At 64.8% G+C, this 12,921-nt stretch carries 12 protein-coding genes; 7 read left to right on the forward strand and 5 right to left on the reverse strand.

Annotated features, from left to right (window positions below; genetic code table 11):
- Nucleotides 1-115: 115 nt before the first annotated feature.
- Nucleotides 116-391: a hypothetical protein gene (locus tag AvAM_RS09130; RefSeq protein WP_137746761.1), complete on the reverse strand. Its 276-nt coding sequence runs from the start codon at nucleotides 389-391 to the stop codon at nucleotides 116-118.
- A 71-nt stretch (nucleotides 392-462) separates the two neighbouring features.
- Between AvAM_RS09130 and hemA the strand changes: the two genes are divergently transcribed.
- From hemA to AvAM_RS09160, 6 genes are all read left to right on the forward strand, one after another.
- On the forward strand, nucleotides 463-1,797 hold the full coding sequence (gene hemA / locus AvAM_RS09135; RefSeq protein WP_137746762.1) for a glutamyl-tRNA reductase: 1,335 nt from the start codon (nucleotides 463-465) through the stop codon (nucleotides 1,795-1,797).
- Nucleotides 1,798-1,910: 113 nt separating this feature from the next.
- Complete coding sequence (gene prfA, locus AvAM_RS09140; RefSeq protein ID WP_137746763.1) at nucleotides 1,911-2,999, forward strand: peptide chain release factor 1; 1,089 nt, start codon at nucleotides 1,911-1,913, stop codon at nucleotides 2,997-2,999.
- Between the two features lie 73 nt (nucleotides 3,000-3,072).
- Nucleotides 3,073-3,924, forward strand: a complete 852-nt coding sequence (gene prmC / locus AvAM_RS09145) for a peptide chain release factor N(5)-glutamine methyltransferase (protein WP_137746764.1) — start codon at nucleotides 3,073-3,075, stop codon at nucleotides 3,922-3,924.
- Nucleotides 3,925-4,256: 332 nt separating this feature from the next.
- On the forward strand, nucleotides 4,257-4,580 hold the full coding sequence (gene grxD, locus AvAM_RS09150) for a Grx4 family monothiol glutaredoxin (protein ID WP_137746765.1): 324 nt from the start codon (nucleotides 4,257-4,259) through the stop codon (nucleotides 4,578-4,580).
- A gap of 156 nt (nucleotides 4,581-4,736) precedes the next feature.
- Nucleotides 4,737-5,744, forward strand: a complete 1,008-nt coding sequence (locus AvAM_RS09155) for an AAA family ATPase (protein ID WP_137746766.1) — start codon at nucleotides 4,737-4,739, stop codon at nucleotides 5,742-5,744.
- Between the two features lie 112 nt (nucleotides 5,745-5,856).
- Nucleotides 5,857-7,206 (forward strand): hemolysin family protein, encoded by a 1,350-nt coding sequence (locus AvAM_RS09160; RefSeq protein ID WP_137746767.1) that lies wholly within the window; start codon nucleotides 5,857-5,859, stop codon nucleotides 7,204-7,206.
- Nucleotides 7,207-7,265: 59 nt separating this feature from the next.
- Here the strand turns inward: AvAM_RS09160 and AvAM_RS09165 are convergent, their stop codons facing one another.
- The gene (locus AvAM_RS09165) at nucleotides 7,266-7,970 is read right to left on the reverse strand and encodes a lytic transglycosylase domain-containing protein (protein WP_137746768.1); all 705 of its coding nucleotides are present in this window, start codon (nucleotides 7,968-7,970) and stop codon (nucleotides 7,266-7,268) included.
- Between the two features lie 2 nt (nucleotides 7,971-7,972).
- Nucleotides 7,973-9,715 carry a proline--tRNA ligase gene (locus AvAM_RS09170; RefSeq protein ID WP_137746769.1) on the reverse strand — a complete coding sequence of 581 codons (1,743 nt, stop codon included), beginning with the start codon at nucleotides 9,713-9,715 and terminating at the stop codon, nucleotides 7,973-7,975.
- Nucleotides 9,716-9,807: 92 nt separating this feature from the next.
- Between AvAM_RS09170 and AvAM_RS09175 the strand changes: the two genes are divergently transcribed.
- On the forward strand, nucleotides 9,808-10,482 hold the full coding sequence (locus AvAM_RS09175; RefSeq protein WP_137746770.1) for an RNA pyrophosphohydrolase: 675 nt from the start codon (nucleotides 9,808-9,810) through the stop codon (nucleotides 10,480-10,482).
- A gap of 111 nt (nucleotides 10,483-10,593) precedes the next feature.
- Here the strand turns inward: AvAM_RS09175 and proB are convergent, their stop codons facing one another.
- Nucleotides 10,594-11,736, reverse strand: coding sequence for a glutamate 5-kinase (gene proB, locus AvAM_RS09180; protein WP_137746771.1), 1,143 nt, complete (start codon nucleotides 11,734-11,736; stop codon nucleotides 10,594-10,596).
- A gap of 96 nt (nucleotides 11,737-11,832) precedes the next feature.
- The gene (gene cgtA, locus AvAM_RS09185) at nucleotides 11,833-12,903 is read right to left on the reverse strand and encodes an Obg family GTPase CgtA (protein ID WP_137746772.1); all 1,071 of its coding nucleotides are present in this window, start codon (nucleotides 12,901-12,903) and stop codon (nucleotides 11,833-11,835) included.
- Nucleotides 12,904-12,921: the final 18 nt, after the last annotated feature.

Raw genomic sequence — 12,921 nt, forward strand, 5'->3', positions numbered from 1 at the left:
CGGGCGCGCGTTGCGCGGGCCCCGGGGGCATGCCCCGATTCTCATCGGCATTTGGCCCCCGAAAACTCCCTGAAAACACTGGGCCTCTCCGGGCCCGGCAAGACACCTGGGGCACTCAGCCCTTCCAGCCCCGCAGCAGGCACCATTGGCAGGTGGCCGTGGCGACCACCAGCGCGGCATAGGTCAGCATCTTGCCGTCGCGCCCCCACAGGGCCAGCCCTGCGGCCAGCACCACCAGGCCCACCACAAACACCGCAGCCCACTGCCGCCAGATGGCCAGGGCTGCGCCCTTGGCGCCCAAAAGCCGCCCGCCCCACACCAGCAGCAGGGCCACAAAAGCGGCGGGCGCCACAAAATTCAGCAGGTGGTTGAGGATGTCGAGGGGACCCATGAATTGACCCAAATCAAGGCATGAACAGGCAAGGCCACCTGTCCGGGCCAACAATTTTATAATTGGCGGCTATGGCAGTCTGGGCCCTCGGCATCAACCACACCACCGCGCCGCTCGATCTGCGTGGCCGGTTCGCGTTTGCGCTCGACCAGATCGCGCCCACGCTGCAGGGCTTGCGCCAGTCGCTGGGCCACTCTGGCGGCGGTGCCAACCGCCATCCCGGGGTAGAGACCGCCATCATCTCCACCTGCAACCGCACTGAAATTTACTGCGCAGGCGACCAGCCCGCCATGGACCACACGCTGGGCTGGCTGGCCCACAGCGGCGGTGTGAGCCCCGCGCTTTTGCGCTCGCACTCCTACACCCTAGAAGACAGCCTCGTCGCCCGCCACGCCTTCCGCGTGGCCAGCGGGCTGGATTCCATGGTGCTGGGCGAGGCGCAGATTCTCGGCCAGATGAAGGACGCGGTGCGTGCTGCAGAAACCGCAGGCGCCCTGGGCACCACGCTCAACCAGCTGTTCCAGCGCAGCTTTGCCGTGGCCAAGGAAGTGCGCAGCAGCACCGAAATTGGCGCGCACAGCATCAGCATGGCCGCCGCTGCCGTGCGCCTGGCCGGGCAGCTGTTTGAAGACCTGGGCAAGATCCGCGTGCTGTTTGTGGGCGCGGGCGAGATGATCGAACTGTGTGCCACGCACTTCGCGGCCAGGAACCCCAAGCAGATCGCGATTGCCAACCGCACGCTGGAGCGCGGCGAAAAGCTCGCTACCCGCTTTGGCGGCGAGGTGATGCGCCTGGCCGACCTGCCCGAGCGCCTGCACGAATTCGACGCCGTGATCAGCTGCACGGCCAGCAGCCTGCCCATCATCGGCCTGGGCGCCGTGGAGCGTGCACTCAAGAAGCGCCGCCACCGCCCCATGTTCATGGTCGATCTGGCCGTACCGCGCGACATAGAACCCGAAGTCAAGGCCCTGGGCGATGTGTACCTGTACACCGTGGACGATCTGGCCACCGTGGTGCAGACCGCGCAAGCCAACCGCCAGGCCGCCGTGGCACAGGCCGAAGCCATCATCGACGCAGGCGTGCAAAGCTTCATGCACTGGATGGAGCTGCGCAGCCCCACCGCCGCCGAAGGGGGCGTGGTGCCGCTGATCCAGCAGCTCAACGCCCAGACGGACGAGTGGCGCGCGCTGGAGATCGCCCGCGCCAAGAAGCTGCTGGCCAAGGGCGAGGACGTGGACGCCGTGCTCGAAGCGCTGTCGCGCGGCCTCACGCAGAAGATGCTGCACGGCACCTTGGCCGAGCTGCGCGCGGGCGACGCCGAGGTGCGCGCCCAGACGGCCCAGACCGTCTCGCGCCTGTTCCTGCGCTCGCAGAGCAAGACCACCAACAACACCAACGGGCTGTAGCGGCGCTCGCCCGCTCCCCGCCCGCCCCGATTTCAAGCCAAATCGGCCCCTGGCGCCTGATGGATCAGCGCCAGAAGCTACAAAAATTGTAGCAAATCATTTTTCCATATCCCATGAAACCTTTTCTCCGAAGCCAGCTGGAGCGCTACGCACAACGCCTGGGCGAACTCGACTTCCTGCTCTCGCGCGAAGACATCATGAGCGACATGGCGCAGTACCGGCGCATCTCCGTCGAACATGCCGAAGTCACGCAGGTCGCAGGCCGCTACGCCCGCTACCTGCAGCGCGAGGCCGACCTGGCGGGGGCCCGCGAGATGCTGGCCGACCCTGACATGACAGAGATGGCGCAGGAAGAAATCACCAGCGCCGAGGCTGAGTTGCTGCAGCTCGAAGACGAACTGCAGCGCCTGCTGCTGCCCAAGGACCCCGACGACACCCGCAATGCGTTTGTCGAAATCCGCGCGGGCACGGGCGGTGACGAATCGGCCCTGTTTGCAGGCGACCTGACCCGCATGTACACCCGCTACGCCGCCAACGTGGGCTGGAAGGTGGAGGTAGTGAGCGAGAACGCGGCCGAGTTGGGCGGCTACAAGGAAATCGTGCTGCGCATCGAGGGTGACCATGTGTACGGAGCGCTCAAGTTCGAATCCGGTGGCCACCGCGTGCAGCGCGTTCCCGCCACCGAGACGCAGGGCCGCATCCACACCAGCGCCTGCACCGTGGCCGTGATGCCCGAGCCCGACGAGCACGAGGCCATCAAGCTCAACCCGGCCGACCTGCGCATCGACACCTTCCGCGCATCGGGCGCGGGTGGTCAGCACATCAACAAGACCGACTCGGCCGTGCGCGTGGTGCACTTGCCCACCGGCATCGTGGCCGAATGCCAGGACGGCCGCAGCCAGCACAGCAACAAGGCCAAGGCGCTGCAGGTGCTGCAGGCGCGCATCCAGGAAAAGGAGCGCAGCGAGCGCGCCGCCAAGGAGGCCGCGCTGCGCAAGGGCCTGATCGGCAGCGGCGATCGCAGCGACCGCATCCGCACCTACAACTTCCCGCAGGGGCGGCTCACCGACCACCGCATCAACCTCACGCTGTACAAGCTGCTGTATGTGATGGAAGGCGACCTGGGCGATGTGCTGCAGGCCCTGCAGCATGCCCGCGAGGCCGAGCAGCTGGAAGAGCTAGAGATGGGCGCCACAGGCTGAGCGCCGTCCAGAATTTGAGTCAAATAGGCCTTCTGCGCGCGACCATCAAGCCCAAGCAGCTATCAAAACCATAGTGACCTCTGCCACCCCCACCCTCGCCCAGGCTTTGGCCCAGGCCCACACGCTGGGCCTGGCGCGCATCGACGCGCAACTGCTGCTGCTGCACACCCTGGCACGCCCCGACGCGGGCCGCGCCTGGCTGCTGGCCCACGACACGGACGCGATGGACGAAGCCGCACACGGCCAGTTCATGGCCCTGTGCCAGCGCCGCCTGGCAGGCGAGCCCGTGGCCTACCTCACGGGGCGCAAAGAGTTCTACGGCCTGCCGTTGCAGGTGGACGCGCGCGTGCTGGACCCGCGCCCCGACACCGAAACGCTGGTGGACTGGGCGCTGGAAGTCATCGCCCCACTGGCATCGCCGCGCGTGATGGACCTGGGCACCGGCAGCGGCGCCATCGCACTGGCGCTGCAAAGCCAGCGCGCCGACGCCCAGGTGCTGGCCGTGGATGCCAGTGCCGATGCCCTGGCCGTAGCGCAGGCCAACGCTGAGCGGCTGGGCCTGCCCGTGCAGTTTCAGCCAGCCAACTGGCTCACTGGCGTGGAGGGCCTGTTCGACGCCATCGTCTCCAACCCCCCCTACATCCCCAGCGCCGACCCGCACCTGGCCGCGCTGACGCACGAACCGCTGCAGGCCCTGGCCAGTGGCGCAGACGGGCTCGACGATATCCGCACCATCATTGCCCAGGCGCCAGCCCACCTGCAGACCGGCGGCTGGCTGCTGCTGGAGCATGGCTACAACCAGGCCCAGGCCGTGCAGGCGCTGCTTGCCGCCCACGGCTTTGCCCAGGTACAAAGCCGCAATGACCTCGCTGGCATTGCGCGTTGCACGGGCGGGCAGTGGCCACCAGGGCGTGCCACCCTTTAATTTCCCCACGCGCTGGCTGCGCAATGCGGATGGATGCGCGAAGGGCGGCGCAGCCAATAGCGGGCTATTGGCAAGCCGCCCGACAAAGCAGACGCCGCATTGCGTAGCCAGCCCGAAGGGAAAGCCATCCAGGCCGCGCAATGCGTCGTTGCCCTTCGCTTGTGTAGCCAAGGCTACACGGTACTCAGGGCGCCTAGCACTGCACGGCCTGGATGGCTTTCGCGTGGGGAAATTAAAGGGTGACACGCCCTAACGCAGACAGTGAAATAATCCACCCCATTGCGGGCCCTCCCCCACCCAGGCCCGCCCGCCTCTTTCAAGGAGTTTTACCCATGAGCGACACCCAACAACGCATCGACGCCCTCGTCAAATCCAGCGAGGTCCTGCTTTTCATGAAGGGCAGCGCCAGCTTCCCCATGTGCGGCTTCTCGGGCCGCGCGATCCAGATCCTCAAGGCCTGCGGCGTGGACCCCAAGAGCGTGGTCACCGTCAACGTGCTCGAAGACGACGCCATCCGCCAGGGCATCAAGGAATACAGCAACTGGCCCACCATCCCCCAGCTGTACGTGAAGGGCGAGTTCATTGGCGGTTCGGACATCATGATGGAGATGTACGAGTCGGGTGAACTCAAGCAGGTGCTGGGCACCGAAGGCTGATCGACGCAGCTGTTGCACCACCCGCCATCAGGCCGCCTTCGGGCGGCCTTTTTGTTTGCCCGCAACAGAGGCACCAATCAGGGGCTTTTCCGGTGGAGCGGCGGGCATGTTGTGTGCTTGAATAATTGCGTGACGTAACCCTCACAGGAGCATGCAATGACCAGCCATAGCCTTGTTCCCCAGTCTCCCGCCCTGCGCCTGCCGGTGGCCCAGATGCGCAACGTGTTCCATCCGGGTGATGTGGAACGCAAGCTGGCCCGGTTGCAAGAGTCGGGCAACCAGCGCGAATACGAAACCCTGCGCACCGTGTACGAACGCATGCTGGAGCGTGGCCCGGAGCGCTTTCAGGTCAAGCCCTCGGGCATCCCCGACATGGCCAGCCTGTATGAGCAGTTGCCCAACTTCACCGAGGTGCTGGACGACGTGAAGCGCCACGTGGCGCTGGCGCAGGACAGCAGCGACGGGCTGGAAGTCACGCCCATGCTGCTGCTGGGCCCGCCCGGCATCGGCAAGACCCACTTTGCACGCCACCTGGCCGAACTTTTGGGCACGGGCATGAACCTGCTTCCCATGAGTTCCATGACCGCTGGCTGGCTGCTGTCGGGCTCGTCTGCACAATGGAAAGGCGCCCGCCCCGGCAAGGTGTTTGAGGCGCTGGTCGAGGGCGAATACGCCAACCCGGTCATTGTGGTGGACGAGATCGACAAGGCCAGCAGCGATGCACAGTACGACCCGCTGGGCGCGCTGTACAGCCTGCTCGAATACGACACGGCGCAGAGCTTTACCGACGAGTTTGCCGAGGTGGCCATCGACGCGAGCCAGGTGATCTGGATCACCACGGCCAATGACACGCGCGGCATTCCCGACCCCATCCTGAACCGCATGAACGTGTTCGAGGTGGAGGCGCCCACGCTGGAGCAGGCCCGCACCATCGCCCGCAACCTTTACCTGGGCATCCGCGCGGGGCATGACTGGGGCCGCCTGATCGACCCCGAGCCGCTGGACGACGTGCTGGACCACCTGGCCCAGATGCCCCCGCGCGAGATGCGGCGGGCGCTGATGACGGGCTTTGGCAACGCGCGGCTGGACCGGCGCAGCACGGTGGAGATCACCGATCTGCCCAAGGCGGCCTCTGGCCGCAGCCGCATCGGCTTCGTGCAGTAACCCACAGCGGGTGCTTGGCCCCAGCGCACGGTGCGCTGCGGGGGCCGCCCGCAGGGCGCACAGATACACTCGGGTGGCCGCTGTGCCTTGGCCTGCGCTGCCCTCCCTCTTCATGACCCTGTCCCAAAGCCTTTTTGTCATCGGGCTGCTGATCGCAGCCAGCGCCTTCTTCTCCATGGCCGAGATTTCGCTCGCCGCTGCACGCCGTTTGCGCCTGCGGCAGATGGCCGACGAGGGCGACGCGCGCGCAGGCCGCGTGCTGCGCATGCAGGAGCAGCCGGGCGACTATTTCACCGTGGTGCAGGTGGGGCAAAACGCGGTGGCCATCCTGGGCGGTATCGTGGGCGAAGGGGCGCTGAGCCCGCACTTCAACGCGTTTTTTGGACTGTGGCTGTCCGAGTCCACCGCAGAAAAGACAGGTTTCCTGGCGTCCTTTCTGGTCATCACCTCGCTGTTCATCCTGTTTGCCGACCTGTTCCCCAAACGCCTGGGCATGGCAGAGCCCGAGCGGCTCGTGGTGCGCCTGGCACAGCCCATGGCCTGGTGCACCACCTTGTTGCGCCCGCTGGTGTGGTTCTACAGCCGGGGGGCCGATGCGCTGTTCCGCGTGCTGGGGCTGTCGTCGCTGCGTGACGACCGCATCACCTCGGACGACATCCTGGCCATGATGGAGGCCGGTGCGCGTGCCGGCGTGCTGGCCGCGCGGGAGCAGCAGGTCATCACCAACGTGTTCGAACTGGACACGCGCACCGTGTCCAGCGCCATGTCGCCCCGCGACCGGGTGGCGTTCTTTCTGCGGGACGAGCCCGACTCCGTCATCCGCCTGCGCATTGCGGCCGAACCGTTTTCGACCTACCCCGTGTGCGAGGGCGACATCGACCATGTGGTGGGCTATGTGGATGCCAAGGACCTGTTCCAGCGCGTGCTGAACAACCAGCCCATCTCGCTGGCCGACGACAGCCTGGTGCGCAAGGTGCTGATCGTGCCGGACCGCCTGACCTTGTCGGAGGTGCTGGAGCAGTTCCGCCAGGTGCACGAGGACTTTGCTGTCATCGTGAACGAATACAGCCTGGTGGTCGGCGTGGTCACCCTGAACGACGTGATGAGCACCGTGATGGGCGACCTGGTGGGCCCGGCGGACGAGGAGCAGATCGTGCGGCGCGACGAGGATTCGTGGCTCATCGATGGCGTCACGCCCATTGAAGATGTGCTGCACGCGCTGTCGCTCGATGAACTGCCCCACACCGGCGAGTACGAGACCCTGGCGGGGTTCCTGATGGTGATGCTGCGCCGCGTGCCACGACGCACCGACAGCGTGAGCTGGGGCGGCTACAAATTCGAGGTGCTGGACGTGGACAGCTACCGCATCGACCAGGTCATGGTCTCGCGCGTGAACTCTGCCAGTGGCAGTGGCAACCCGCCCACCCCACACGCGGAGCGTGCCTTGGGCGCTGGGGGCTGATCCAGGGTGTCAGGTTGTGTGCGCGCCCGCTGGCTGCCATGCCAGCCAATGCCCACCCGTCATACGGCAGGCGCCCCCGCAGGCCTGTCGGCAAACGCCCAACTGCGCTGGGCACCAAACACCGCATCCGGGTAGGGCGAGCGGCCACGGCTACCGTTGTAACGACCCAGGGCCATGAAGAGGTTGCCCTGCTCCCGGTCAATGTAGTGGCGCAGGATCACGCAGCCAAAACGCAGGTTGGTCTGCATGTGGAACAGCTTGCCCGCATCGCCATCGCCGATCACCCGCGTCCAGAACGGCATGACCTGCATGTAGCCCCGGGCACCAACGCTGGACACGGCAAATTTGCGGAACCCACTCTCCACCTGGATGAGCCCCAGGACCAGCGACACATCCAGGCCCGCACGCTTGGACTCGTACCAGACCGTCTGCAGAAAGTCGCGGCGTACCTCCCACTCGGGCTTGCGGCGGCGCAGCCGGTCGCTCTGGGTGCCCAGCCAGCGCAGGTAGTGCAGGCGGGCTTCGGTGGTGAAAAACTCGGGCTCGGGCGGCGCCTGGTTGGCAATGGCCGAACTCAGCGCCGTGCGCACGGAATCCATCAAGGGCTCTTCCTGCTGCCCTCCAGCGTGCGCCACCTGCGGTGCGGCCAGCCAGGCAACAGGCGCTGCGAGCGAAGCAGTGGCCAGCAGGCATGCGCGCCGCGAGAGTCCTGCCGCCGCGCCAGGTAGCACCACGGAGGATGCGTGGGCGTCCCGCTCGCTCATGCTCATACCACCATGCGGCCCTTCACATGGGCCAGGATGTCTGCCACCGCCACCTTGGTGGCGGCCGTGTCACGGCGGTTCTGGTACTCGACCATACCCTCCTTGAGGCTCTTGTCGCCAATGGTCACGCGGTGGGGCACGCCGATCAGCTCCCAGTCGGCAAACATGGCGCCGGGGCGTTCACCACGGTCGTCCAGGATCACATCCACACCGGCTGCCAGCAGGTCGGCATAGAGCTGCTCGGCTGCAGCCTTGACGGCCTCGCTGCGGTCCATGCCCACGGGGCAGATCACCACGGTGAAAGGCGCAATCGCGTCGGGCCAGATGATGCCGCGCTCGTCGTGGTTCTGTTCGATGGCCGCCGCAGGCAGGCGCGTCACGCCAATGCCGTAGCAGCCCATCTCGAAGAACGCGGGCTTGCCGTCGTCACCCAGGAAGGTGGCGTTCATGCCCTTGCTGTACTTGGTACCGAGGTAAAACACATGGCCCACTTCGATGCCGCGCTCGATGGCCAGCTCACCCTTGCCATCGGGGGAGCGGTCACCCGCCACCACGTTGCGCAGGTCGGCCACCGCATCGGGTTCGGGCAGGTCGCGCCCCCAATTCACGCCGGTGATGTGGAAGTCCACCTCGTTGGCGCCGCAGATCCAGTCGGCCATCTGTGCCACTTCGCGGTCCACCACAATCTTGAGGGGCTTCTTCAGGCCGATGGGGCCCAGATAGCCGGGCTTGCAACCAAAGTGGTCCTCGATCTCGGAGAGCGTGGCAAAACGGAAGCCTGCCAGGCCAGGCACCTTACCCACCTTGATCTCATTCATATCGTGGTCGCCACGCAGCAGCAGCAGCCAGACCTGGCTCTTGACAATCTCGCCTGCCTCGTTGGTTTCATCCGTGGCCAGGACCAGCGACTTCACGGTGGTGCTCAAAGGCACACCCAGCAGCTCTGCCACGTCGGCGCAGGTGCTCTTGCCGGGCGTCGCCGTCTTTTCCATGGCCTTGGCGGGTGCAGGGCGTGGACCGGCAGGCGCCAGGGCCTCTGCCTTTTCCATATTGGCGGCGTAGTCGCTCTGTGGGCAGTAGACGATGGCGTCTTCGCCCGTAGCGGCGATCACCTGGAACTCCTCGGACAGGTCACCACCGATGGCGCCGCTATCCGCCGCCACGGCACGGTAAGTCAGGCCGAAGCGATCAAAAATGCGGCGATACGCCTGGGCCATCACCTGGTAGCTGGCCTTGGCGGCCACCTGGTCGCGGTCGAAGCTGTAGGCATCCTTCATGATGAACTCACGGCCGCGCATGAGGCCGAAGCGAGGACGGCGCTCGTCGCGGAACTTCGTCTGAATCTGGTAAAGGTTCTTCGGCAGCTGCTTGTAGCTCTTGAGTTCCTGGCGAGCGATGTCAGTGATCACTTCTTCGCTGGTCGGCTGTACCACAAAGTCACGGCCATGACGATCCTGGATGCGCAGCAACTCAGGGCCCATCTTGTCGAAGCGGCCCGTCTCTTGCCACAGCTCTGCGGGCTGCACCACGGGCATGGTCAGTTCCACGGCACCTGCGCGGTTCATTTCCTCCCGCACGATGGCCTCCACCTTGCGGATGACCCGCAGGCCCATGGGCATGTAGTTATAGATACCCGCGCCCAGTTTCTTGATCAGCCCTGCCCGCGTCATGAGTTTGTGGCTGACCACTTCTGCGTCGGCCGGGGCTTCCTTGAGGGTGGAGATAAAGAATTGGGAGGCTTTCATCGGAATCGATTTCAGGCGGAACGGGGCCGTCCACTTGCTGCGCGCTAGGCGCCGTGCATAATGGACACAGTTTAAAAATTTGGGGTTTGATTATGCTTGACCGGGACGGCTTTCGGCCGAACGTCGGCATCATCCTGCTCAACCAGAAAAACCAGGTGTTCTGGGGCAAGCGCATACGCACCCACAGCTGGCAGTTTCCGCAGGGTGGCATTGACCGGGGCGAAACCCCTGAGCAGGCCATGTTCCGCGAGCTGCACGAGGAGGTGGGATTATTGCCTGACCACGTGCGCGTGGTGGCCCGCACCCGGGACTGGTTGCGCTATGAGGTGCCTGACCGGTACATCCGCCGCGATGCGCGCGGACATTACAAGGGCCAGAAGCAAATCTGGTATCTGCTCCAACTGGTGGGCCACGACTGGGACTTGAATCTCCGCGCGACCAACCACCCCGAGTTTGATGCCTGGCGCTGGAACGATTACTGGGTGCCTCTGGATGTGGTGGTGGAGTTCAAGCGCGGGGTCTACGAAATGGCCTTGACCGAACTGTCGCGCTATCTGCCGCGGCACGAACAACGCAACCGCTATCTCCGCAGTGGCATGCGGACACGGGAAGGCGAACACACAGGGACCAGCATGTACCGCACAGGGTCCATGCTGATCAATCCGGGCATGGAGCTGCCACCCGGCGCCAGTTTTGACCCCGACCCACAGAACAGCATGCCCGGGGAGCTTGATGGGATTCCACCCCTGACCACCACACCCCGTTGAGCTCCTCGGCCACCAATAAAAAAGCCTGCAATTGCAGGCTTTTTTATTGGCTGGACCGCAATGCGCCGGAGCACACAAGCATTCAAGTGGGAGGTTCTGGCGCTCAGGCGATCAAGCCCCCGCAGCCAAAACCAGGTTGTCGCGGTGGACCATTTCTGGCTCGGCCGTATAACCAAGCAGCTTTTCAAACTCGGCCGAAGGCTTTCGGCACAGCAAGCGCGCCTCAGCAGCCGCATAGTTGGCCAGGCCACGTGCAATTTCAGCCCCGGAGGCATCCCGCACGGCAATCACGTCACCCCGCGAAAAGTCGCCCTCCACCGCCGTCATACCAATCGGCAACAGGCTCTTGCCTTCGTCGCGCACCTTGGCGGCGGCCCCGGCATCCACCACCACCGAGCCCCGCAGTTGCAGGTGGTCGGCCATCCATTGCTTGCGGGCCTGTTTCTTCTGGGTTTGTGCGACAAGCAGCGTCCCCAAGGGCTCGCCCCCAACCAAGCGCAGCAGCACATCCGGCTCTCGCCCCCAAGCGATCACAGTAGACGCGCCCGAACCTGCAGCCCGCTTGGCCGCCAGGATCTTGGTGATCATCCCGCCCCTGCCAATGCTGGAGCCTGCGCCCCCGGCCATGGCCTCCAGGGCCAGATCCCCCGCCTTGGCTTCGTGCACAAATTGCGCGGAGGGATCGCGGCGCGGATCGGCGGTGTACAAACCTTTCTGGTCCGTGAGGATGATCAGCGCATCGGCCTCGACCAGATTAGCCACCAGCGCCCCCAGGGTGTCGTTGTCGCCAAACTTGATCTCGTCGTTGACGACCGTGTCGTTCTCGTTGATCACCGGCACCACGCCCAAGCGTAGCAGCGTGAGCAAAGTAGAACGCGCATTCAGATAACGTTCGCGGTCGGCCAGGTCGGCGTGGGTGAGCAGCACCTGGGCACTGCCCATACCCTCCTCGCGCAGCTTGGTTTCGTACATTTGCGCCAGGCCCATCTGCCCTACGGCCGCTGCAGCCTGCAGCTCGTGGATTTCCTGCGGGCGCGTGGTCCAGCCCAGGCGCTTCATGCCCTCGGCGATGGCACCACTGGACACCATCACCACCTCGCGCGCCGCCCCGCCTTCACCACGCACCAAGGCGGCCAGCTGGCGGCTCCATTCACCAATGGCGGTTTCGTCCAGGCCACGGCCTTCGTTGGTCACAAGGCTGGAGCCCACCTTCACTACGATGCGGCGGGCATCTCGCAATACGCTGGAAACCATTGTTTCAATCAATTTGGGCCACTACCGCGCGCTCATCAAGCGTTAGCAGCTATTAAAAATATAGCAATCCCACGACGGAACCCGCAGCACCCGGCACTAGGCAGGCGCGTCTCCGGCAAACCGGGGATCCACTTCCACGGGCTCGTTCTCCGTGCGCTGTTCCGACTGCACATGGCGGAAGATCGCGTGGATCAAAGGCTCGCAGCCCTCACGCGTCAACGCAGAAATCTCAAACACCGGCCCCTTCCACTTGAAGCGCTTCACAAAGTCTTTGACACGCGCCTCGCGCTCGTCGGCGGGCACCATATCGAGTTTGTTCAACACCAGCCAGCGGGGTTTGCTATAGAGCTGTTGGTCGTACTTCTTCAGTTCGTTGACGATGGCCTTGGCCTGCGCCACCGGATCCACAGCGTCATCAAAGGGCGCCAGATCAACGATATGCAACAACAGGCGCGTGCGCTGGAGATGGCGCAAGAACTGGTGACCCAGCCCCGCCCCCTCCGAGGCCCCTTCGATCAGGCCAGGGATGTCTGCCACCACAAAACTCTGCTCGGGGCCCACACGCACTACGCCCAGGTTGGGATGCAGCGTGGTGAAGGGGTAGTCGGCAATCTTGGGCCGGGCATTCGAAACCGCTGTGATGAAGGTGGACTTGCCAGCGTTGGGCATGCCCAACAGGCCAACGTCGGCCAACACTTTCAGCTCCAGCTTCAGATTCTTTTTCTCACCCGGCCAGCCCGGCGTTTTCTGCCGGGGTGCACGGTTGATGGCACTCTTGAAGCGCAGGTTGCCGAACCCGCCATCCCCGCCCTTGGCGATGGTGATGACCTCGCCCGGATTGAGCAACTCATACAGCACCTCACCCGTTTCCGCGTCAGTGATGATGGTGCCCACGGGCATTTTCAGGGTGATGTCGGCGCCAGCCGCGCCAAACATGTCAGAGCCCATGCCATGCTCTCCGCGCTTGGCCTCGTGCCGGCGCGAGTAGCGAAAGTCCACCAAGGTGTTCAGATTGGGATCGGCAACGGCAAACACATGCCCCCCACGCCCGCCATCGCCCCCATTGGGCCCGCCGAACTCCTTGTATTTTTCGTGCCGGAACGACACGCAGCCATTGCCACCGTCACCGGCAGCAATGTCAATAAAGGCTTCATCGACGAACTTCATGGAATATCCAGTTTACAA

This window comes from Acidovorax sp. NB1 (genome assembly GCF_005405905.1).
Classification (GTDB): Bacteria; Pseudomonadota; Gammaproteobacteria; order Burkholderiales; family Burkholderiaceae_C; genus Acidovorax.